We start from the raw sequence: 24,716 nt of genomic DNA on the forward strand, positions 1-24,716 counted from the left end.
ATCTAATATATATATGTCAGAATTTGAAGAATATCTAGTAGCTATTGCAATATGCTCTCCACTTTTTTTCTTTATTATAGCAGTTGCTTTTAGGTTGTTAGATAATAGTGCTTCTATTTTTTTAAAGCACGATATATTAGTTGATACCTCTTATGTTTCTGGTGATATAATAAGAGAACATATCCATAGTTCTGAAGATTTAAAACTTAAGAAATCTTTAAAGAAAGCATTGTTGTTTAGAAAACTACATAACTTTTTTATGATCCTAATGGTAATTTCAATTCCACCAGTGATTATCGCCTGCTTCTTTGTATTTTAAATGTGAGTAGTGTTTTATTGCTATTAGAAACAAAGCTTAGCTCCCTCTTTTTTTCTTTTGAATATTTCTAGAAACCAATAAGATTGCCATTAACAAAACTACACAAGCAGAAGAAAAAACACCAATAAGAGCCGTTTTACTATCACCAATCAATAAATCATCAAAATCTAGATAGGTTATATTATAAATGATTAAACCTGTAGCAATAGTAATTAGTAGGTATATAAAATATTTCATTTGTTTTAAAACTAAATAGTGGTTAATAGCTCTTTAATATTTGCCGTAAATAATTTAACTGCAATAGCCAGCAAAATTACTCCAAATATTTTCCGTATCACATTAATTCCTTGCTTACCAAGTACTTTTTCTATTTTTCCAGAGGATTTTAGAACAATATATACAAAGATAATATTAATTAGTATCGCTATTATTATATTAACTGTATGATACTCTGCTCGTAAAGATAAAATCGATGTCATAGTACCTGCTCCTGCAATAAGAGGGAAAGCAAGTGGAACTACAGCAGCAGTTTCGGGAGCATCATCTTTATATAATTGAATACCTAATATCATTTCTATAGCTAAAAAGAAAATAATGAAAGAACCTGCAACAGCAAAAGAGTTAACATCTATACCAATTAGGCTCAGAATTTCTTTTCCTACAAATAAGAACAGAACCATTAAAATTGCTGCTACAATAGAAGCCTTTTCACTTTGTACATGGCCTACTTTTTTACGAAGATCTAAAATAATCGGAATACTTCCTATGATATCTATTACAGCAAATAGAACCATACTCGCAGTCAATATTTCTTTAAGGTCAAAGTTCATAGTAAAATAGTTTCAAAAATTTGAGCAAATATAAATAGACTTTATTAAATAAAGGTATTATAAAAAGGTGAATAAATTGTAAAAAATCTCTTGTATAAGAATTATCTTAGCGCCATGTTTCAATTAGGAAAAACCATAGTTTCTGAGGATATTATTGAAAAAGACTTTGTATGTAATCTCTCTGCATGCAAAGGAGTCTGCTGCATTGATGGTGAGGCAGGAGCACCTTTAGAAGAGTCAGAAACTCATAAACTTAAAGAGATATACCCTATCATTAAACCTTATTTGAGAAAAGAAGGTGTCGAGGCTATCGAGCATTACGGAACCCATGTTAAAACGGCTAATGGAGAATTAGAAACACCTCTAATTGATGGAGCGGATTGCGCATATGTGATTTTTGATGGAAAAGGGACAGCTATGTGTGCTATCGAAGAAGCCTATAACCAAGGTGAAGTTGATTGGAAAAAACCAGTATCTTGTCATTTATACCCAGTTAGAGTGCAAGAGTACACCGAGTTTTCTGCCGTAAATTATCACAAATGGGAAATCTGTGATGATGCCTGTACATTGGGTAAAGAATTTCAAGTACCAATCTATAAATTTGTTAAAGAAGCCTTAATTAGAAAATTTGGAGAAGACTGGTATATAGAACTCGAAAACGTGGCAGCAAAATTGAAAAAATAAACCCCTTCTTTATATTTTTAGATGTAAATAACACTCCTTTTTTGTTCTTTTTTTTGTTAAAAAAAGAGTTTTTTTGGCTTACGGGTTTACCGTAAACAGGTACGTTTTCTCTTCTTTGTTTTTCTGTTGAAAAACCTCGGTTAGCAAGTGAAAAATAAGAGATTTTTGAAGATGATGTTCACATTGCCCGTATTTTTTGAAAAACACTTAATATTTTGATTAACAAAGTGTTAAGTGTGTTTTTGTGAAAGATCATTTTTGTTGCAAATTCACTTCGTGTTGAAAACTTTGTTGAAAACGTTTGTTAACTTTCCGTAGAACTTTTAACCTATTTTTTGATCTTTGTAATACCCTTAGGAAATAAGAAATTCTCTAAAAAAAACAGCTAAAAAAAAAAGAATGAGCGCCGTAGAACCTATTTTGCAAGAAAACAAAGATCGATTCGTAATTTTTCCTATCCAACACCACGATATTTGGGAATGGTATAAGAAATCCGAGGCTAGTTTTTGGACAGCAGAAGAGATCGATTTGCATCAGGATATTACGGATTGGGCAACCAAACTTACTGAGGACGAACAATATTTTATCAAACATATTTTAGCATTTTTTGCTGCATCTGATGGTATTGTTAATGAAAATCTTGCAGAAAATTTTATAAACGAAGTACAGTATAGTGAGGCAAAATTTTTCTATGGTTTCCAGATCATGATGGAAAACATTCATTCAGAAACATACTCTTTATTGATCGATACTTATGTAAAGGATGAGAAAGAAAAGGATGTACTGTTTAATGCATTAGAGAATTTTCCTGCAATTAAGAAAAAAGCAGACTGGGCATTACAATGGATAGAATCTGATTCTTTTGCAGAACGTTTAATTGCCTTTGCTGCGGTAGAAGGGATCTTCTTTTCAGGAGCGTTCTGCTCTATATTCTGGTTAAAAAAGCGTGGATTAATGCCAGGACTTACATTTTCTAATGAACTAATTTCAAGAGATGAAGGAGTACATTGCGATTTTGCAGTTCATCTTCATAACAAACATTTGATAAATAAAGTGCCAAAAGATAGAATTAGAAAAATCCTGATAGACGCATTAGATATAGAGAGAGAATTTATAACAGAATCTCTTCCGGTAAGTTTGATAGGTATGAACTCTAAGTTAATGACTCAATATCTAGAATTTGTTACCGATAGATTATTGGTAGAATTAGGATGTGAAAAAGAATACGAAACAGCAAATCCATTTGATTTTATGGATATGATTTCTTTACAAGGAAAAACTAATTTCTTTGAGAAAAGAGTTTCAGAATATCAAAAAGCTGGAGTGCTTAATAAAGATACCGAAGACAATAAAATAAGTTTTGATGCAGATTTTTAATCGAAAAGAATATTAAATTTCTTACGATTATTATTCCAACAAGAGTTGGATCCAAAATGCTTAACAATAAAGATATATTCATTCTGAGCTAGTCAAAAACATTTCTTCTGTTTAATTCAGATTAGCTCAGTTTGATAAAGCTTTATCAAAAGCCACACAAAAAAACAAAAGGGACGAAAGTCATATTATTATTTTTTATCTATAGAATTACTCTGATTTTTGGATGTAGAGATTTCTTTTTAGTATCCAATTTCAAGGAGATGAAATATAATTTTTTGACCTTCAAAGTATAAAATTAGTAACACGAATTATCATCAACTTCTTCATTAAGAAGAAAATTTAAAAACCAAAAAAAAGTATGTATGTAGTAAAAAGAGATGGGCGTAAAGAACCAATTATGTTTGACAAGATTACCGCGAGGGTAAGAAAGTTATGTTATGGACTTAATCCACTAGTTGATCCTGTAAAGGTAGCAATGAGAGTGATAGAAGGGTTGTATGATGGAGTAACAACTAGTGAGTTGGATAATTTGGCTGCAGAAATAGCAGCAACAATGACTATAACACACCCTGATTATGCGAAGCTTGCCGCTCGTATCTCTGTTTCTAATCTACATAAAAATACAAAGAAAACTTTTTCTGAAGTAATTACAGATCTTTATGAGTATGTAAATCCAAGAACAGGAAAAGAAGCACCGCTGATAGCAGATGATGTATATGATGTAATTGTAGCTAATAAAGAGAAGTTAGATTCTACAATTATTTATAATCGTGATTTTGGTTATGATTATTTTGGTTTTAAAACACTAGAGCGTTCTTACTTATTAAAAATTAATGGTAAGATTGCAGAGCGACCACAACATATGCTTATGAGAGTTTCTATAGGAATCCACCTTAATGATTTAGATGCAGCCATAGAGACTTATGAATTAATGTCTAAAAAGTATTTTACACACGCTACACCTACATTATTTAATTCGGGAACTCCAAAACCACAGATGTCATCTTGTTTTTTGTTAACAATGAAAGATGATAGTATTGATGGGATTTATGATACACTAAAACAAACGGCTAAGATTTCACAGTCGGCTGGAGGAATAGGATTATCTATTCATAATGTACGTGCTACAGGATCTTATATTGCAGGAACCAATGGTACTTCTAATGGTATCGTACCCATGCTTAGAGTATATAACGATACTGCCCGCTATGTTGACCAAGGAGGAGGAAAACGAAAAGGATCGTTTGCAATATATGTAGAGCCATGGCATGCTGATATTTTTGATTTCCTGGATCTTAAAAAGAATCACGGTAAAGAAGAAATGCGTGCACGAGATTTGTTCTACGCTATGTGGGTGCCAGATTTGTTTATGAAACGAGTACAGGATGATGCAGAATGGACATTAATGTGCCCTAACGAATGCCCAGGTTTATTTGATATACATAGTGATGAGTTTGAAAAAGAATATTTAAAATTTGAAGCAGCAGGTAAAGGACGTAGAACGATTAAAGCACGTGAGCTTTGGGAAAAAATATTAGAATCTCAAATCGAAACCGGTACACCTTATATGTTGTATAAAGATGCTGCAAATCGCAAATCTAATCAGCAAAATCTGGGAACCATACGATCATCTAATTTGTGTACAGAGATATTAGAATATACTAGCCCAGACGAGGTAGCGGTATGTAACCTGGCATCTATTGCATTACCAATGTTTGTGAAAAACGGAGAGTTTGATCATAAAGAACTCTTTAAGATTACAAAACGGGTGACTAAGAATCTGAACAGAGTAATTGATCGTAATTACTACCCGGTAAAAGAAGCAGAAAATTCTAATATACGTCATCGTCCTATTGGACTAGGAGTACAAGGGTTAGCAGATGCATTTATCCAATTGCGCTTACCATTCACTAGTGATGAAGCTAAGAAATTAAATCAGGAGATTTTTGAAACACTGTATTTTGCCGCAGTAACAGCATCGATGGAAGAAGCAAAAGCAGATGGGCCATATCAAACTTATGAAGGTTCTCCAATATCTAAAGGAGATTTTCAATACAACCTATGGGGAATAAAAGATGAAGAATTAAGTGGTCGTTGGGACTGGGCAAAACTTCGTAAGCAAGTACTTAAAAACGGAGTACGTAACTCATTATTGGTTGCACCAATGCCTACAGCATCTACTTCTCAGATTTTAGGAAACAATGAAGCATTCGAACCCTACACAAGTAACATCTATACCAGACGTGTATTATCTGGAGAATTTATTGTCGTAAATAAACACTTATTAGAAGATCTGGTAAGATTAGGGTTATGGAATGACGAGCTTAAGGATGCTATCATGCGTGCAAATGGATCAATACAAAATATAGATATCATTCCGCAAGATCTAAAAGAGCTGTATAAAACTGTTTGGGAAATGAGTATGAAAGATATTATAGATATGTCTCGTCATAGAGGATATTTTATCGATCAGTCTCAATCTTTAAACTTGTTCTTAGAAGGAGCTACTATGGCCAAATTAACTTCAATGCATTTTTATGCATGGAAAAGCGGATTAAAAACAGGTATGTATTACCTAAGAACAAAATCTGCGGTAGATGCAATTAAGTTTACGCTTAAAAAGGAAACTAAAGAAGAGCCTAAACCAGAGCAAGTAGCCGTAGCTGCAGCACAAGTAATGGAAGCGCAAGCAACCAAAACAGAACCAAAACAAGAAGCTGTTGCACCAGAAGGAACAGCTCTTACTCCAGAAGAACTTCGTGCAATCATTGCACAATCTAAAGAAGGCGAAGGAGACGATTGTTTAATGTGTGGGTCATAGACCTAGATTTATATAGGGCAAAAGGGAAGTTTTCTTAGGATGCTTCCCTTTTTTGTATATTCGAATTTTCTTAGAAATATGATGAATTGGGAACAACTCCTGTCCTTAAAACGACAAGGAGATAGAAATAAAAGATTACGTAAAGAGCAAGACGAAACCCGATTAGGTTTTGAAGTCGATTATGATCGTATTATCTTCTCATCGGCCTTTAGAAGTTTACAGGATAAAACACAGGTTATTCCGTTATCCAAAACCAGCTTTGTGCATACACGATTAACACATAGTCTAGAAGTATCTGTAGTGGGACGTTCTTTAGGTAGAGTAGTAGGTAAGAAAATCTTAGAGAAACATCCGCATCTTGCTGCTGTTCATGGATATCAGTTTAATGATTTTGGTGCTATCGTTGCTGCTGCTGCATTAGCACATGATATTGGTAATCCACCCTTTGGGCATTCTGGAGAGAAGGCTATAGGAGAATACTTCAAAACAGGAAGCGGTAACCGATATAAAGATCAACTTACTCCCAAACAGTATCAGGATCTGATTGATTTTGAGGGGAATGCTAATGGGTTTAAAATTCTTACAGAATCCCGTGAAGGGATAGAAGGAGGTCTTAGATTATCCTATGCAACACTGGGAGCGTTTATGAAATACCCTAAAGAGTCGCTACCTAAAAAACCAACGACACATATTGCTCATAAAAAATTCGGATATTTTCAGAACGATACTTCTTTTTTTAAAGAGGTAGCAGAAGAAGTGGGGTTATTGCAATATAAGATAGGTGATGAGGTTACTTATAGTCGTCACCCATTAACTTTTTTGGTAGAGGCAGCAGATGATATTTGTTATACTATTATCGATTTTGAAGATGGTATTAACCTGGGATTGATAGAAGAAGAATATGCTTTAGAATACTTGATCAAATTGGTAAAAGATACTATCAATACTTCAAAATATAATAAACTCACTACTACAGCAGATCGATTAAGTTATCTTAGAGCACTAGCTATTAATACTTTGATAGGAGAAGCAGCAAGTGTTTTTATCGAACATGAAGAGGCTATATTATCAGGGACTTTTGATATGGCATTAATAGACAAAAGTAAATACGAAGCTCAAATCGATGACATTATAAAAATAAGCATTGCCAAGATTTATCAAAGTCAGGAAGTAACAGAAAAGGAGATTGCAGGATATGAGATTCTTGCTACGCTTTTAGATCGCTATTGTGTGGCGACAGATAACTTTAATAAAGGAGAGAGTTCTAATTATGATAAGTTAATCTTGAGAGCCGAAGGGATTCATTTTGACTATACAAATGCAGATCTCTATACTCGTCTTATTGGGATAAGTAACTATGTGGCGAGTCTCACCGATGGTAATGCGTTGTTGAAATTTCAGAAAATAAAAGGATTACAGATATAAAAAACCTATCTGTTTTTAATGTAGATAGGTTTTTTAAAGAGTATCAATAAAAAAATAACCTTTTATTTCTTTTTATAAATATAGGTCAGCAAAATTCCTTCGTCATTATAAATTAATGTAAGTTCGTTATTAGCGATACCAAATTTTGAAATATCTGTTATACTTTCTCCTTCATCAGTATATTGTAATGTCAATTGGTCACCAGATTCTGACCAGGATCCATTATATTCACCATCACTAACACAATTGCCGTTTGCTATAGCAAAAGTTTTTTCAATATATGTTTTGTTAGACTTAAACTCTATTGTTGATGTTTTTTCGCAGTCACTTAGTGTGTTTTCAGGTAAATTACTTTGCTGTTCATGAATTAATTCCCAAGTACCAATTAAATCAGACGTTTCTTCATTAGAAGTGTCATCATCTTTTGAGCAGGAAATAAAAGTTGTTACTATAAGTAGGATAAATAAAATTAGTTTTTTCATGATAATAATGGTGTTAAGGATAAAATTTCAAGAAAACATTTATATAAATACTATTTCATTCGAGTGAAAGTCCAGACTTCTTTAAAAGGATCAACCGTGCCATCATCAAGAATATCTTCGTCTTCAAATTCATATTTTAAAGTGGTTTCTGTAAGTTCTAAAATGGTATGATTAAAAGTAAGACGGATTGCATTACCTAGTTCGTCTAATGTTAGCGTTAGAATGTTTTCTGATAGTTCCCAGGTTCCCTTATCTAAATCGTCTGGCATACAACTTCCAACAAAACCTCCATAGATTTGTTCTTCATAGGTTCCATCTTCTTTTATGTGAATAGTACTGTTTAATTCGCAATCATCTGCGTCAAGAGTTATGCCGTCAACTATAATGCTGGTTACATCCCATTTTCCAACAATTAATTCTTTGTTTGAAGACGTTTCTTCATTAGATGCATCATCATCTTTATTGCAGGCTATAAAAATAGTGGCAAAGACAAGGATAAGCAGATTTAGTTTTTTCATTTCTATAATTTATAATTTTGGGCGCAAAAAAACTTAGAATTATAGAAATGATAAAATGAAAACGGGCTTTTGTGATGAATGCCCTAAAAATAGTGATGAATTCTAATTACTTAATTTACTATCATATGTAGTATAATCAAAAAATCAAATTAAAAATAAGTGATACTGATTAGATATATTCTTTTATCACGTTAAGAATCCCCAAGGTAGAAATACCACAAATTTCTTGTAATTCGTCTACAGTACCATGATGAATAAATTGATCAGGAATACCTAAAGTAATAATGTTGTTCTTAAAATGATGCTGATTGACAAAGTCGAGTATAGAACTCCCAAAACCACCCTTGATAACTCCGTCTTCAACAGTAATAATGGTGTTATAGTGCTGTACTATTTGTTTTAGTAGATCAATATCTAAAGGTTTTATAAAACCAAAATGGTAATGGCCAATTTTTTCCTCTATAGTCTTAATGGCTTCGGTAACATTATGCGTAATAGTACCTGTAGAAATCACTGCGATTTTAGAACCTTTTTTTAGGCTGGTTGCTTTACCAATTTCTAGTTTTTGCATAGGAACTTCCCAATCGATAATATGCCCTCTGCCTCTGGGGTAGCGTATCGCTATAGGATGATCCAATCCTAAAGAAGCGGTATAGAGCACATGTCTTAGCTCAATAGCATTCGCAGGAGCTGCAATGATCATATTTGGAATACAATTAAGATAAGCAATATCAAAAACACCATGGTGTGTTGCGCCATCTGCACCAACAATACCGGCACGATCAATACAAAAAATCACAGGTAAGTTTTGTAAGGCTACATCGTGGATTACCTGATCATAAGCACGCTGTAAAAAAGTAGAATATATGGTGCAAAAAGGTACTAATCCTTGTGTTGCCATTCCGGCAGCAAGGGTAACCGCATGTTGCTCTGCAATACCGACATCAAAAGCCCGATCTGGCATTTCTTCCATCATGTATTTTAAAGAACTCCCCGTGGGCATTGCAGGTGTTATACCTATAATCTTCTTATTTTTTCTAGCTAGTTCAAGAATAGTAAATCCAAAAACATCCTGATATTTAGGTGGTAATCCTGTATTATCCTTTGAAATTAAATCTCCGGTCGAAGCGTCAAATTTACCCGGAGCATGGTATTTTACCTGGTCTTCTTCAGCTTGTTTTAAACCTTTTCCTTTGGTGGTAATAATATGTAAAAGTTTTGGGCCTTTAGTAGTTTTTAGTTTTTCTAAAGTTTTGAGAAGCATAGGTAAGTCATGTCCGTCAATAGGGCCAAAGTAATTAAAATTCAATGCTTCGATAATATTATTTTTTCTGGGTCTAACTCCGATCTTGGCTTTAGTAAGGTATTCTTTCAAAGCACCTACACTGGGGTCAATTCCGATAGCATTATCATTAAGGATAACAAGCATATTGGTATCGGTTACTCCGGCATGATTAAGCCCTTCAAAGGCCATTCCGCTAGCAATAGAAGCATCACCAATGACTGCAACATGTTGCTTTGTGATATCTCCTTTTAATTTAGATGCAATTGCCATACCTAATACAGCCGAAATAGAAGTAGAAGAATGCCCAACTCCAAAAGTATCATAATCACTTTCACTACGTTTAGGAAACCCACTTATACCATCCAACTGCCGATTGGTATGAAATATATCTTTTCTTCCTGTAAGGATTTTATGAGGATAAGCCTGATGTCCCACATCCCAAACAAGGAGATCATTAGGGGTGTCAAAAATATAATGCAGAGCAATAGTAAGCTCTATCACTCCTAAACTTGCTCCGAGATGACCTTCTTTGGCAGCAACAATATTGATCACAAAATCCCGAAGTTCTCTGGCTAGCTTTGGTAACTGATCATGAGATAGTTTTCTTAGATCGGATGGATATTTGATATTAGATAAAAGTGATTGTTGCATAGCACAAAAGTACTATTTTGTAATGGTTCTTTATATACTTTTTATTAGCGATAGCATGTTTTAAAGCCCTATTTTCTATAAATAAATATTTTAAGAACCATGACCTTCCTTCGAATAATTCCAATATTTCGATATTGTTATGATTTTCTGTTCATATTTTTTAAACATGTCCAAAGATACAGGCAATAATTACACAAGGTTTTTAACATTATATTTATTTTTTTTAACAAAAAAAAGATTGGTTAATTAGTGCTTTTAAGGTTCTTTGTTCTAAATATATACTGAAGTGATTTATTTTTTTGCAATTCGCTATAAAAATTACTGTTCTTCATTAGGATTGAAAATTTTTAAACCACTTCAGTATTAATTTCTTAAAACCATAACCAAATTATGAAACCTATACTAAGATTATTATTCCTTTTTTGTATTGCCTTATTTATAAATTTAAAGGTGCATGCGCAGCACACCTTTTCGATCGTTGCTGTTGACCCTGTCACTGGAGAAATAGGAAGTGCTGGGGCAACTTGTATAAAAGCAGAAGATGGGGCTAGAGATGTAAGTGTCATTGTTTTGGGTGTTGGAGCTATCAACACACAAGCGTTTTGGCTTCCTGTGAATCAGAAACGTGCTACTGCGCGTATGGAAGCTGGCGATTCTCCAAAACAAATAACCAAATGGCTTTCTGAAAATGGAGATTACCCTGACTATACTCAATATGCCATCGTAGATTTAAACAATGGACAGTCTAGAAGTGCTGCTTTTTCAGGAAAAAAAATAGATGAAAAATGGATGCACATTACAGGGACTAATTATGCAATAGCAGGAAATACTCTAATCTCTCAAGATGTTATTAAAGACATGGAAAAAGCCTTTTTAAGAACTAGAGGTAGCCTAGCAGATAAACTAATGGCTGCTTTGCAAGGAGCAAAAAGACCGGGGGCTGATTCTCGTTGCTTAAGTGATGGAATCAGCTCTGGGTCTGCCTACCTGAGAGTTGCTGATCCTGCCGATACAGATAATTCTTATGGGAAACTATCCTTAGATCTTAATGTTTGGATCACAACTGATATTTTTGAGCCTATAGATGCATTACAAGAAGCTTATGATAATGGCAAAAATTGTAAAGAAGTGCAATTAGCCATAAAAACTGACCAATATCCAGAAGAAACTCGTTGGCAAATTAAGGATCAGGACAATAAGATTGTAGCTTCTGGAGGGCCCTATAATGGATCTGTAGAGATTACAGAATGTCTTAAAGAAGGAAGGTATACATTTACTATTAAAGATAGCCATGGTGATGGGATTTGTTGTCAGTATGGTAGAGGCCATTACAAACTAAGTTCTGGAGGTAAGATTTTAGCCTCTGGAGGTAGCTTTAATCATATAGAAGCTACTACCTTTATCTTAGAGAGCACCACAAAAAACAACAATTTATCCTTGCAAATGTCTGAGTTAAAACCCCAAGTCCCTATTGTTGAAATCTATCCTAATCCTGCAATAGATGTTGTAACGATTAAAACTCATAATACCACCATTACGTCTTATGAAATACAAGATATTTTTGGAAAAAGAATTACTAAAAGAGGGTCGTCATCTTTTTCTCCAAATAATATCATCTATCTAGATGTTATTGATTATGTATCTGGCGTCTATTTTATTACAACGTATAATGGTACGCAAAAGTTGGGCACACAAAGGTTGATTGTCAACTAACACTATTTGTTTTAGGTGAAATAGATTAAAAGAGGCTAAGTGTATTCAAAACTAATGTTTTTACAGATATTTCTTATTTGATAACCTTTAAGTTTTTAAATAGGAAATAAACTTTTTCAGTTAAATGCTTCGAGGATTATTTACTAGGAATCGGATTTCTTACCAATTTGTTTAAATTTGTGTATAATCTTAAATTATAGTAATGTTAGACCCATTAGATGATTCTTACTTTATGAAGAAAGCACTTCAGGAAGCAGAATTGGCGTATGAGAAGAATGAAGTTCCGGTAGGAGCGGTTATTGTAATTGAAGATCGAATTATAGCCAGAGCTCATAACCTTACAGAATTATTAAATGATGTTACGGCTCACGCCGAAATGCAGGCAATAACAGCAGCAGCAAATTTTTTAGGAGGCAAATATCTTAAAGAATGTACATTATATGTAACCCTAGAGCCTTGCCAGATGTGTGCTGGAGCTTTATATTGGAGTCAGATTAAAAAAATAGTTTATGGTGCAGTTGATGAACGAAGAGGGTGTGCTGCAATGGGAACAAAACTTCACCCAAAGACTGAAATTATAGGCGGTATTTTAGAAGAAGAATGTAGAGAATTGATGACTCGGTTTTTTATTGAAAAACGAAACCTTAACTAAATTAAATTTTTACATTAAGGATCAATTAAGAAATAAAAAAAACACTACGATCAGTAGTGCTTTTGAAACTTAGGAGTGTGCGTTCTATCCGTGAATGATACGCACATTAGCTGCAGTAAGCCCTTTTCTTCCTTCTTCTTCATTATACTCTACTTTGTCACCTTCATTTAATGCTTCGCCATCAATTCCTGAAGCATGAACAAAAATGTCTTTTCCTGTTTCGTCGTTGGTAATAAATCCGTAACCTTTTGATTCGTTAAAAAATTTTACTGTTCCTTCCATTGTAATAAGATAATAAGTATTTAAATAATAAAGGTAGTTTTAAATTTTTTATGAATTGTTATCAAAGTATGAATATTTTGAAAATTTATCGGTTGTTATTTTCTGTATTTGCCTCATACTCCCTCATTTTCTTTAGGTTTTCCTCGGTAAGCATGTAGTCTTTAACTTTTTTATTTTTCCATCTGTGATAGATAAAAATAGGCATTAAAATGAAAGAAGAAGCTAATATACCAATCCCAACTAATTTATCACCGGTACTATGATCTCCCGAGTTTTTGAAGTAATATCCAACACATATCAGGATGATAATAGCTATAAAAAGTATTCTAATAATATATTTCATGAGTATAAATGTTTTTATGGTATTGCAAAAATAAATTCATTAAAAATTAAGACCCTCTTGCAATAGTAACGTTAGTTTTTAATAGTGTTATGATGTATAGAAGACGGATTGAGGGTTTATCGTGTAAAATTAATCAACTTTCTACGATATGCAGTAAGAAGTTTTGATTTTGAAATAAAGCCAAAATACTTACCATTTTTAATCACAGGTAAATTCCAGGCTCCGGTATCCTGAAATTTTTTCATTACTGTTTTTGCATTGTCATGCTCATAAATTATTGCAACCGAGGTTTGAATCATCAAGGTATCAACTGTTATTTTGTGATATAAGGTAATATCAAACATAATATCTCTAATATCATCTAATGAAACCATTCCTATGAGATGATCAGATTCGTTAGTAACAGGAAATAGATTTCTGTTTGATTTTGCTACAGCTTCACTTAGAAGTTGTTTTAGGGTGTAATTTGGTTTTACGGGAATAAAATTAGTTTCTATACAGTCTTCGAGATTCATTAGAGTCAAAACGGTTTGATCCTTATCATGGGTCAATAAATGACCTTGTTTTGCAAGTTCTCGGGTGTAAATATTATGTTCTATTTTATTTTTTGAAATTATAAATGATATTGAAGTAGTAATCATTAAAGGAACAAATAACTCATAACTAGAGGTGATTTCTGCAATAAGAAATATAGAGGTAAGAGGAGCATGTAATACCCCGGCAATAAGCCCAGCCATTCCTAGTAATGTAAAATTGGCTTCAGAAACATGAAACCCCATTCCTAGATTATTAATTACTTTAGATACTACATTGCCCAATGCACTACCCATCACCATTGTTGGGATGAATATTCCTCCAGAACCTCCTGCAGCAAAAGTAGCGGTCATGGCAACCGCCTTAAAAATGGTAATACCTGTTAATAAAGCTATGACAATCCATATGTTACTAGTCATAGCGTCAAAAGGAGTTTTGCCAATAGCAGTTAGATGATCACCGTGTAATAAACCATTTATAAAGCCAAGACCTTCACCATAGAGTGGGGGGATAAAATATAACATGATTCCGATAGCAAGCCCACCAATTAATAACCTATGAATCTTTTTAGAAAACCGATCAAAAAAATGTAATATTCCAAAATACATCTTAGTAAAGTATATAGAAGCAAATGCGGTTCCGATTCCTAAAATAATGTAAAAGGGAGTGTCGTAGATATCAAATTTTTCTAAAACATTAAATCTAAATAAGACTTCGTCGCCTAAAAAAAAATAGGAGGTAATTATTGATGATACCGAAGCAAAAAGTAATGGTAGTAGAGACGTTAATGTGAGATCTAAACTAAATACTTCTACTGCAAAAACTAACCCTGCCAGAGGAGATTTAAATACAGCAGAAATAGCACCAGCAGATGCACAACCGATAAGTAATACTCTGGTTTTTCGATTAACATGAAATAAAGTACTAAAACTAGAACTTAATGCTGATCCAGAACTAATTGCCGGGCCCAAAAGTCCTACCGAACCACCAAAACCCACTGTGATTGGTGCTAAAATGAGAGGTAAATACCCATGAATAGGTCGTATAACCCCATTTTTTTTGGAAAGCGAATGTAAAATAAGTGGGATAGCTGATTTTACGTCTCTTTTAAATATATATTTTGTGAATATATAAACAATTAGTAGACCTATTATTGGGATAATAAAATAAAAAGAAGCTTGCCACGAAATGATATCACTTTCTAAAACAACCTGAATTAGATGGGTAATATTTTTTAGTAATAAAGAAACAAGACCTGCTGTAAACCCGACAAGAATGCTAAGAATAAGAATAAAGGTCTTATCAGAAATATGGCGATATCTCCATTTCAGTACCTTATAAAGTAGCGTCTTTTTCTTTTGGGGAGACATATGTACTTGACTTAACTAGTTTAAAGGTAATAAAAATCCCGCTCGTGGCGGGATTTTATATTATAAATCAAGTTTTATATTTAATTCCTTGAGCTGTTCGCTATCAATATTAGATGGTGCATCAATCATAATATCTCGCCCACTATTATTTTTCGGAAAAGCAATAAAATCTCGAATTGTTTCCTGACCTCCAAGAATAGCGACTAATCTATCAAACCCAAAAGCAATGCCACCATGAGGAGGAGCTCCATATTGGAAAGCATCCATTAAAAATCCGAACTGAGCCTTTGCTTCTTCTGGAGTGAATCCTAAATGATCAAACATTAATGCTTGCGTTGCTGCATCATGAATACGAATAGAACCACCTCCAATTTCATTTCCATTTAAAACAAGATCATATGCATTAGCACGAACATCTCCTGGTCTGGTATCCAATAAAGCAATATCTTCTGGTTTTGGAGAGGTAAAAGGGTGGTGCATAGCATGATAACGTTCTGTTTCCTCATCCCATTCTAATAATGGAAAATCAACTACCCATAAAGGAGCAAATTCTTCTGGGTTTCTTAATCCTAGTCGTTCGGCAAGTTCCATTCTAAGAGCGCTTAGTTGTGCTCTTACTTTGTTTGTAGGACCAGAAAGTACACAGATTAAATCTCCTGCTTTAGCTCCGGTTGCCTCTGCCCATTTAGCCAGATCATCCTGATCGTAAAACTTATCTACAGAGGATTTATATGTCCCATCTTCATTACATTTTACATATACCATTCCTAGTGCACCAACTTGAGGGCGTTTTACCCAATCGATAAGCTTATCAATCTCTTTTCTGGTATATGATGCTCCGCCAGGAACGGCAATACCAACAACCAATTCTGCGGTATTAAATACATTAAAATCTTTGTGTTGAGCAATATCATTAAGCTCACCAAACTTCATTTCAAACCTTATATCTGGTTTATCATTACCATAAGTTCGCATGGCCTCATCATAGGTCATTCTTGGGAAATCACCAATATTTACTCCTTTTATTTCTAATAGTAAATATCGGGTAAGTCCTTCGAATATGTTTAAAATATCTTCTTGCTCAATAAATGCCATTTCACAATCTATTTGTGTGAATTCGGGTTGTCTGTCTGCTCTTAAGTCTTCATCTCTAAAACATTTTACAATCTGAAAATATTTATCCATTCCACCAACCATAAGTAGTTGCTTAAAAGTTTGTGGTGATTGTGGTAATGCGTAGAATTGTCCTTCATTCATTCTGGATGGAACAACAAAGTCACGAGCTCCTTCGGGGGTGGATTTAATTAAATACGGAGTTTCAACTTCGATAAACCCTTCATTCGAAAGATAATTCCTTACTTGCATCCCTACTTGATGTCTAAACATCAAGCTATTTTTCACAGGATTACGACGTATATCAAGATACCTATATTTCATTCTAATATCTTCTCCTCCATCCGTTTGATCTTCTATAGTAAAGGGAGGGACGATAGATTCATTAAGAATGGTTAATTCATTTACCAGGATTTCAATTTCTCCTGTAGGGATTTTTTGATTTTTTGATTCACGCTCAATTACTGTTCCTTTTACTTGGATAACGAACTCTCGTCCTAAGGTCTTAGCTTTTTTGACCACCGGTGCTGGGGTACGTTCTTCATCAAATATTAATTGAGTGATTCCGTAACGATCTCTAAGATCAACCCATATCATAAATCCTTTATCACGAGTCTTTTGCACCCATCCAGATAAGGTGACTTCTTTTTTGATATCTGAGGCGCGTAGTTCACCACACGAATGACTTCTATACATATGTTATATATTAAGGCTGCAAAAATAAGAAGTTTAACTGTGAACAGGTAATAGATTTTGATTGTTTTGAGAATCTTTAGGTATATTATGAAAATTGTTAATTATAAAACAATTTTGTTAAGAGTTTGAAATATTTAAAATTGCCATGTATTTTATAATATTTTAATTGGTATAGGTGCTATTTTGGTCATTTTTATGCGAACAATTGTTAGTTTTAACATTGTTTTATCAATATCTTTTAATAGATTTAACCAAACATTTAAACAGATCATTATGAAAAAACACAATCATTTTTGCAAAATGAAGATTTTGCTATTACTAATTTTTGTTCCGACTTTGTTGTTGGCTCAGGAGACCATTACGGGAAAAGTGGTCGTTGAGGGCACTGGCGAAGGAGCTCCTTTTATGAATATTATTGAAGAAGGAACAGATAATGGTACCTCTAGTGACATTGATGGTAACTTTAGTATTACCGTAAGTAGTTTGCCAGTAAATTTAAAAGTATTTGCATTAGGATTTGCAGAAAAAACGGTGCCTGTAGCAACTGCAGGAAATATTACGATTCAAGTAGCCGAGTCTACAGAATCATTAGAAGAAGTGGTAGTAACAGGACTAGGTTCATCTATAAAAAGAGCGAACTTAGCTAATGCCGTTTCAACGGTTTCTTCAGAAGAATTAGTTGGAAATACAGGGCAAACTACTGTAGATGGAGCTTTATATGGTAAAGTTACAGGTGTAAATATTACTTCATCTTCAGGTGCACCTGGAGGAGGATTCGCATTGAGATTAAGAGGAGTTTCTTCTATAAACGGTAACAATCAGCCTTTGGTTATTGTAGATGGAGTATATATAAATAATGTAGAAATTCCATCTGGATTACGATTTGCCTCAGGAGGAAACAGAGGGAATGAAGAAAATTCTGGAAATAGACTAGCGGATTTGGATCCTAATGATATTGAAAACATTGAGGTTTTAAAAGGATCTTCTGCAGCTGCTATTTATGGACAACGTGGTAATGCCGGTGTTGTTATTATTACTACCAAAAGAGGAAAAGGTGGTAAAACAAAAATAAGCTTTAGCCAGGATACAGGAGTTAATGTTATTCAAAATAAATTGGGATTAAGACCCTGGACTGCAGCATCTGTAGAATCTACTTTTAATGCAGCAGAAAGAGATAAATATAATGCTACTATAGCTTCTAATGGAGGGCTTTATGATTATGAAGATGAAATTTATGGTAATACAGGTTTTATAACCGATACCAGAATAAATGCTACAGGAGGTAATGAGAAGACCAAGTTTTATGTAGGAGGATCCTATAGAGATGAAGAAGGGATTATCAAAAACACAGGATTTGATAGATTATCGTTAAGAACTAACATAGATCATCGTATTTCTGATGTATTTGATTTTACTTCTACTACAAACTATGTAAGAAGTAATTCTAGTAGAAGTTTTACAGGAAATGAAAACGAAGGAGGATTAAGTTATGGATATACATTAGCATTTACTCGTCCATGGAATAGTTTATATCCTGATGCTGATGGTAACTATCCAAATAACCCTAATTATCCTGGGAATCCAATTTTTGTAAGAGATCAGGCAAAAAATGAAGATTCAAATAACAGAATCATACAAGGATTCAAATTGAATACTAAACTGTTTACCAGAGAGAATAATAGAATTCGACTTATTCTTAATGGAGGGGTTGATTATTTGGCAAATGAAACCTATGTGTATGTGCCAGAAACACACCAAGCTCAAGTTGGAAATCAAGAAGGGTTTGTTGCACAAGGAAAAAACAATTTCACACAGTTCAATGCTCAGGCGATAGCCGTTTGGAACAATACCTCACTTAATGGTGATTTGGATTTGACTACACAATTTGGTATTACTTATTTAAATCAGAAATCTAATTTGGTAAATAGTCGGGGTTCTGATTTAACAGGAGGACAAACCAATGTAGATCAATCGGTAAACCAGGTAATAGACCAGTTCTTTTCAAGTGAAAAAGATTTTGGATATTTTGCTCAGGTAGAAGGAAATTATAAAGATCAATTTATAGCGACTTTAGGATATAGATTAGATAAATCTTCAAGAAATGGAGATCCTAATAAGTTATATGGATTTCCAAAAGCTTCTTTGGCAGTAAACATTGCAAATTTAGATTTTTGGACTGTAGAAGCGATTAATCAATTTAAAGTTAGAGCTGCGTATGGAGAAACTGGAAACCCAGCTGCTTTTGGAGCTACATTTACAAGTTTAGGATCTTCAAATACTGGAGGTAATGGAGGAACATCTGTTGCTGGTTTAAAAGGGGATCCAGATGTAGAGCCAGAAACTGCTTCAGAATTCGAGGTTGGTTTTGATCTTGGATTGCTGAATAGCAGAGTTTCTTTAGAGGCAACATATTATCATAAAAACGTGAAAGATCTGATTCTTTCTAGATCACTACCTGCTTCCTCTGGTTTTACTACAGAAACTACAAATTTGGCAGATCTTAAGAATGAAGGTGTAGAATTAGCTGTGAGAGGAGATGTATTTGATGGAGATAATTTCCGTTGGAATACAGGAGTGCAATTTTATCTAAACAGATCAGAGATTACCCGATTAGATGTTCCTGCATTTGCACAACCAGGAGCTGGTTTTGGTACAGGTTTAGGTACTTTTTATATTGAAGAAGGAAAACCAGTAACACAGTTAGTAGGAAATGTTAATGGGACGTTAACCCAAGTAGGGAATGTAGAGCCTGATTTTCAGATGGCTTTTAATAATCAATTAACGATACTTAAGCAATGGGATGTTTCATTTCTTTTGCAGTGGAAAAAGGGAGGTAATAACTTAAACTTATCGAGATTTTTAACAGATTTAGGAGGAACGTCTCCAGATTTAGAAACTGCAGAAGGACAGGCACGTTTGGCTTCAACTGCTGATGCTTTACGATTTGTTGAACCAGCTGGTTATTTAAGATTAAGAGAAGCTGCAATATACTATAGACTTCCTTCAAAAACAGTTAGTAATTGGTTAGGAGAGTCTGTTGAAGGTATAAAATTAGGAGTATCTGCTAGAAATCTGTTTACCATTACAGATTATAGTAGTTATGATCCAGAAGTTTCAGTAAATGGAGGAGCAGGATTATCAAGTGGAATTGAGGTAACTCCATTCCCTAGTTCACAGCAATTTTACTTTCATTTAAATGTTAATTTTTAATACAAGCACATGATGAAAAATATATTTAAAATTAAGATGAAGTATACTATTATCGGAGCACTTTTTGCTTTATTAATAACTTCATGTACTATAGACGAAGTTGTAGACCCAAATGGCCCAAGTGTTGTAGGAGTTACTAATGGTGCATCAAAAAAACAATTAAATGAACTTGCAACAGGAGTAGAATCTACTTCAAGAAATGGATTAGGTGTAGAAGTTACAGCGAGTGGTACTATGGCACGCGAACTTTATTTATTTGATGCTGATCCTAGAAATACAGGAAATTTATTAGGAAAAGATGGAGTGGCCTTAGATAATAATTCTTTTTATAGTACAACACAATGGAATGGAAGCTACAGATGTGTCAAAAATGCTAGTCTTTTGATAGAGGCTGTAGCCAATACTAATGCAGTTTCAGAAGAAGAAAAGTCTGGATATTTGGGATATGCAAAAACAGTGAAGGCTTATGAATTAATTCAGATCTTGAAATCTTATGGAACCGCTAGAGTAGATATTTCTGATCCAGATAATTTAGGTCCGGTTTTAGGATTTGATGCAGCATTAGCTGCAGTGAGAAGTTTATTAGATGAAGCGAATACAGATTTAAGTAACGCAGGAAGCACTTTTGCATTTACTTTAAGTAGTGGATTTGCTGATTTTGATACACCAAGTACATTTGCTTCATTTAATAGAGCGGTAGCAGCAATAGCAGCTGTTTATGCCGGAGATGGAGGCAGTTCTTTAACATTATTATCGAGTTCATTTTTTAGCCTTACCGCTGGTTTGACTACTGGACCAAAGTACGTCTTTGGATTAGGAGGAGGAAATGACCGTGCCAACCCTGTATTTAGAGTAGCGTCGGTATCTGCAACAGAACCAAACAATGGAGATCAAATTATAGTGCATGATAGTTGGATTAATGATGCAGAAGCAGGAGATACAAGAGTTACTACAAAAACTGCTGTTAGACCTGATCCTAGTGTTCAAGATGGTCTTACAGGGACTCATGAGACTAGGTTATATGCTACTAATGTTACGCCAATAGATATTATTAGAAATGAAGAGTTAATTTTGGTTTATGCAGAAGCAAGTATATTAGCTAATAATCTTGCAGATGCAGTAACTGCATTAGATGTTATTAGGAATGCAGCAGGTTTACCAAATTACTCGGGAGCAGTAACTGCAGATGCTTTAACTACTGAGATGTTAAATCAGAGAAGATATTCTTTATGGGCAGAAAACCATAGAATGTTTGATTTAAGAAGATATAGTTTATCTAATACATTACCTGTTGATAGAGCTGGAGATCAAGTATTTAATATACTTCCTATTCCATTATCAGAAAATGAATAACTAATCTTTTAAGATAGTAAACGCCGCAATTTTTGCGGCGTTTTTTTTGATAAGACTACACTTCTCACTAATTTGGAAAATAATCATTCAGTTATTGTTTGATATTTTCACTTTATTCTATTACTACTTTTCTAACATGAGTTTTTCCTGGAATTTCTAGTAATAGAAAATAGATTCCTGATGATAAATTACCTTCTAAATTGAAAGGGATATTGTATTCTGACGCACCATCATTTTGATATCTATACAGGACACTATTATTAGTTACATTAAACAGCTTTATGTCAATAGGAGTTCGTTCTTTAAAGGTTAGTTCGGCAATAAAGTTTCCACGAGTAGGATTAGGGAAAATTTTATATGTTTTTAGTTTTTCTTTTCCTTCTGTTTCCTCTTTAAAAGCACGTTCTCTTATTGTTATATTTTTGGTATATGATTCTTGACATCCAATTGCATTGGTAGTTAGTAGTGTGATATCAAAGCTTCCTTTTTCTGTGAATTTGATTTCTGCATATTCTCTGGTAGACTCTATTATCTCTGCATTATTAGGAATGATCCATTCTACTGTAATAGGAGAAGGGTTACTTACGTCGACAATTACAAAAGATTCATCTACAAAAATATCTGAGGGTACAACAAATTCTGGTGTAATAGGGGTTTGTGTAGTTGTAATTTGTATGCTGCTATTGATTTGGCACCCTAATCCTGTGGTTGCAGTAATGGTGTATAATCCTGTTTCTGATAAGGTGACCTTTGGTGTGGTTGCGCTAAATCCATTATCGGCTTCCCAGAGGTATGTTGCTAAGGGATCTGCTATGGTTGCATCTACAGTATGAGATTGTCCTTTGCATAACATTGTATTTGAACCCAGATAGATATTCCATAGTACTGATGGATCAGATATGGTTATAATTCTTTCTAATATTGGATTTATGATATCACATCCGTTTTGATCTTGTACAGTAAGGGTGTAGACTCCCTGACTAAGATCATTGATCACAAAATCCGTACTGTTATTTGGGATAGCATTGATTACTTTGTTGAATCCTGGATCTCCATCTTTTGCCATGTTAATCGTGTAAGCTCCTGTTCCTCCAATGATATCTAGAGAAATACTCCCAGAAGCTTGTCCTATACATAATGCTTCGGTAGTATCTATGTTTTGAATAAAAAAAGGATCAGGCTGTATAATCTCGATATCACCTGAGATTAATAATGGATTAGTGTTGCTAGCATCCTGCAGGTTATCTTTGACTTGCACACGATATATACCACCAGATAATCCAGAAGCTACGAATTCCTGAGCAGTCCCTAGTATTACAGGACTCCCAAAAGGTTCAAAAGTACCGGTATTATTTCTAAGCAATACCTGATATTGATAATCGGGTAGCCCACCCTGTACAGTAGCTTTGATTATACCATCATTATTAGTTTGATCATTATCTCCACAGCTAACATCATTTTTTTCGGTTGTTATAAATTCTAATATAGGAGGTTCATTAATTACAAAATCACTGGTTGTCGAGCATCCTTTATCATCGGTAATAGTTAAGGTATAGGTATCTGCTGATAGATTTGGAAGATTGATTTCATATCGATCAGGCCCTGATTGTGCCACTCCGGATCCACCCGTCACATTTGCTCCTGATGAATTTTCCCAGCTAAAAGTATAAGACCCATTACTAAGAGGAGTTCCTCCTGTTATGGTTGCATTGGCATACCCATTATTAGCTCCATTATAAGTAGTAGATGCCTCATCTGTTTTGGTAATAACAATAGCAGAAGCAGCAGGATCAATGATTTCGGTTATAACACTATTTCCTCCCGATGTGCCAGGACATTGATTTACATCCCGTACTTTGATATCATAATTTCCTGAGCTTTTGGGAATACTCACACTGGTTCCTGTAAAGGAAATCCAATTGCCATCACCATTGATTTCATAAAAGTAAGGAGGTGTTCCATTAGAAACATTGTTAATAATAATACTCCCATCATTAGTAGGTCCTTGACCTACGGTACAGGAAGGATTGGTGTGATCAGTATTGAAAGTAACCGCTGTTGATGCATTAATTGTAATAGGAATAGTTCCTCCGGTACCCCTTGGATCACCGTTTGCATTTCTATATTGATATTTTATCGTATAATCTCCAGGGGGTACAATGTTTCCAGGTTTCCAATCATAAAAGAATACTGAACCAGAGGCATTAAAAGAATACTGAAATTTCTGTGCTACAAAAACACCATTAGGATCTAAGGTGACATTAAATAATTGAAGATCCATATATCCACCTCCGGCAGGTACTTGTTCATTAAACCATAGTTTAAACCAACCATCGGTACTATCTGGGCAAGATGTGTTTTGTGGATCTACACTAGTTAGAACAGGGGTGCATGGAGAATATTTTGCAATATATGTTCCTGAAAAGGGAACATTAGTATTACGACCTAATCTAAAGTGAATATCTGTAGCAACACTCGGTGGTGGAGTAGGAGCCATTATTTGTTGTATAGTTGTCGTTAATTGGCGATTTTGTACCCCCGTATCTTTCCAAGTAATGCCATCTAGAGAATATTGCCAATTATAAGCTTCCTTAGGAAATCCTGGTGGAAACGCAAGCATATTAATGTTTTCTCCCATACACAACTCATCTCCAGAACCTTGTCTTTGTATGCTTGTGATGTTGGGGAGTATACCATTGACTCTTACAGATCCTCCACAACCACCAGCACTCAATATCTGACCCAATAATAGTTCGGAAGCTGTTTTGCTTTTAGAACCATTTCTGGAACAGTCAGGATCGGTTGGTCTGAGAGGCTCACAACCTGAGTCATAAGATACATAGAAACTATTATAGTTAGGAATAGTAGTATATGTTCTGGAACTATTACCACTAGTTATTCCACCAGAATCTATAGTTGTACTATCTCCTCCAAAACTCCAATCTAGTGATCCTGCATGGCATTGAGCTTTAGAATAATTTACTGTTGCAGTATATGTTTGCGATAATCCTGTAATGGATATTAATACTAGCAACAAAAAAAATATTTTCTTTTTCAT

At 34.2% G+C, this 24,716-nt stretch carries 19 protein-coding genes; 9 read left to right on the top strand and 10 right to left on the bottom strand.

Going from position 1 to position 24,716, the window contains the following annotated elements:
- Positions 1-13 precede the first annotated feature (13 nt).
- A complete protein-coding gene (locus NNH57_RS19930) occupies positions 14-319 on the top strand; it encodes a hypothetical protein (protein ID WP_025666819.1) in 306 nt (101 codons plus the stop codon).
- A gap of 36 nt (positions 320-355) precedes the next feature.
- Here the strand turns inward: NNH57_RS19930 and NNH57_RS19935 are convergent, their stop codons facing one another.
- Positions 356-556 carry a hypothetical protein gene (locus NNH57_RS19935; protein ID WP_108807975.1) on the bottom strand — a complete coding sequence of 67 codons (201 nt, stop codon included), beginning with the start codon at positions 554-556 and terminating at the stop codon, positions 356-358.
- Positions 557-567: 11 nt separating this feature from the next.
- On the bottom strand, positions 568-1,149 hold the full coding sequence (locus NNH57_RS19940; RefSeq protein WP_074409491.1) for a MarC family protein: 582 nt from the start codon (positions 1,147-1,149) through the stop codon (positions 568-570).
- Positions 1,150-1,263: 114 nt separating this feature from the next.
- Here NNH57_RS19940 and NNH57_RS19945 point away from each other — a divergent pair, with 114 nt between their 5' ends.
- From NNH57_RS19945 to dgt, 4 genes are all read left to right on the top strand, one after another.
- Positions 1,264-1,833 (top strand): DUF3109 family protein, encoded by a 570-nt coding sequence (locus tag NNH57_RS19945; protein WP_074409492.1) that lies wholly within the window; start codon positions 1,264-1,266, stop codon positions 1,831-1,833.
- 399 nt (positions 1,834-2,232) lie between these two features.
- Positions 2,233-3,210, top strand: a complete 978-nt coding sequence (locus NNH57_RS19950) for a ribonucleotide-diphosphate reductase subunit beta (protein ID WP_074409493.1) — start codon at positions 2,233-2,235, stop codon at positions 3,208-3,210.
- A 358-nt stretch (positions 3,211-3,568) separates the two neighbouring features.
- On the top strand, positions 3,569-6,031 hold the full coding sequence (locus tag NNH57_RS19955; protein ID WP_074409494.1) for a ribonucleoside-diphosphate reductase subunit alpha: 2,463 nt from the start codon (positions 3,569-3,571) through the stop codon (positions 6,029-6,031).
- A gap of 81 nt (positions 6,032-6,112) precedes the next feature.
- Positions 6,113-7,456, top strand: a complete 1,344-nt coding sequence (gene dgt / locus NNH57_RS19960; protein WP_074409495.1) for a dGTP triphosphohydrolase — start codon at positions 6,113-6,115, stop codon at positions 7,454-7,456.
- 62 nt (positions 7,457-7,518) lie between these two features.
- On the opposite strand, the gene NNH57_RS19965 is transcribed toward dgt, so the two are convergent.
- From NNH57_RS19965 to NNH57_RS19975, 3 genes are all read right to left on the bottom strand, one after another.
- Positions 7,519-7,938: a lipocalin-like domain-containing protein gene (locus NNH57_RS19965; RefSeq protein WP_074409496.1), complete on the bottom strand. Its 420-nt coding sequence runs from the start codon at positions 7,936-7,938 to the stop codon at positions 7,519-7,521.
- Positions 7,939-7,988: 50 nt separating this feature from the next.
- Entirely contained in the window at positions 7,989-8,456 is a 468-nt protein-coding gene (locus tag NNH57_RS19970; protein ID WP_074409497.1) for a lipocalin-like domain-containing protein, read from the bottom strand.
- A gap of 169 nt (positions 8,457-8,625) precedes the next feature.
- Positions 8,626-10,392 (bottom strand): 1-deoxy-D-xylulose-5-phosphate synthase, encoded by a 1,767-nt coding sequence (locus NNH57_RS19975; RefSeq protein WP_074409498.1) that lies wholly within the window; start codon positions 10,390-10,392, stop codon positions 8,626-8,628.
- A gap of 390 nt (positions 10,393-10,782) precedes the next feature.
- Between NNH57_RS19975 and NNH57_RS19980 the strand changes: the two genes are divergently transcribed.
- Positions 10,783-12,105, top strand: coding sequence for a DUF1028 domain-containing protein (locus NNH57_RS19980; protein WP_108807974.1), 1,323 nt, complete (start codon positions 10,783-10,785; stop codon positions 12,103-12,105).
- A gap of 202 nt (positions 12,106-12,307) precedes the next feature.
- Positions 12,308-12,757, top strand: coding sequence for a nucleoside deaminase (locus NNH57_RS19985; RefSeq protein ID WP_108807973.1), 450 nt, complete (start codon positions 12,308-12,310; stop codon positions 12,755-12,757).
- Between the two features lie 84 nt (positions 12,758-12,841).
- On the opposite strand, the gene NNH57_RS19990 is transcribed toward NNH57_RS19985, so the two are convergent.
- The 4 genes from NNH57_RS19990 to aspS all read right to left on the bottom strand — a co-directional run bounded on the left by NNH57_RS19990 (position 12,842) and on the right by aspS (position 17,095).
- Complete coding sequence (locus tag NNH57_RS19990; protein WP_074409501.1) at positions 12,842-13,039, bottom strand: cold-shock protein; 198 nt, start codon at positions 13,037-13,039, stop codon at positions 12,842-12,844.
- Between the two features lie 85 nt (positions 13,040-13,124).
- Positions 13,125-13,382, bottom strand: coding sequence for a hypothetical protein (locus NNH57_RS19995; RefSeq protein WP_074409502.1), 258 nt, complete (start codon positions 13,380-13,382; stop codon positions 13,125-13,127).
- A gap of 116 nt (positions 13,383-13,498) precedes the next feature.
- On the bottom strand, positions 13,499-15,286 hold the full coding sequence (locus NNH57_RS20000) for a chloride channel protein (RefSeq protein WP_108807972.1): 1,788 nt from the start codon (positions 15,284-15,286) through the stop codon (positions 13,499-13,501).
- Between the two features lie 60 nt (positions 15,287-15,346).
- A complete protein-coding gene (gene aspS / locus NNH57_RS20005) occupies positions 15,347-17,095 on the bottom strand; it encodes an aspartate--tRNA ligase (RefSeq protein WP_108807971.1) in 1,749 nt (582 codons plus the stop codon).
- Between the two features lie 273 nt (positions 17,096-17,368).
- Between aspS and NNH57_RS20010 the strand changes: the two genes are divergently transcribed.
- Both NNH57_RS20010 and NNH57_RS20015 read left to right on the top strand, forming a co-directional pair.
- Entirely contained in the window at positions 17,369-20,305 is a 2,937-nt protein-coding gene (locus NNH57_RS20010) for a SusC/RagA family TonB-linked outer membrane protein (RefSeq protein WP_074409505.1), read from the top strand.
- A gap of 12 nt (positions 20,306-20,317) precedes the next feature.
- Positions 20,318-21,658 (top strand): RagB/SusD family nutrient uptake outer membrane protein, encoded by a 1,341-nt coding sequence (locus NNH57_RS20015; protein WP_074409506.1) that lies wholly within the window; start codon positions 20,318-20,320, stop codon positions 21,656-21,658.
- A 112-nt stretch (positions 21,659-21,770) separates the two neighbouring features.
- Here the strand turns inward: NNH57_RS20015 and NNH57_RS20020 are convergent, their stop codons facing one another.
- A complete protein-coding gene (locus NNH57_RS20020; RefSeq protein ID WP_108807970.1) occupies positions 21,771-24,716 on the bottom strand; it encodes a T9SS type A sorting domain-containing protein in 2,946 nt (981 codons plus the stop codon).

Origin of the sequence: Aquimarina spinulae (genome assembly GCF_943373825.1) — a bacterium.
Taxonomy (GTDB): Bacteria; Bacteroidota; Bacteroidia; order Flavobacteriales; family Flavobacteriaceae; genus Aquimarina; species Aquimarina spinulae.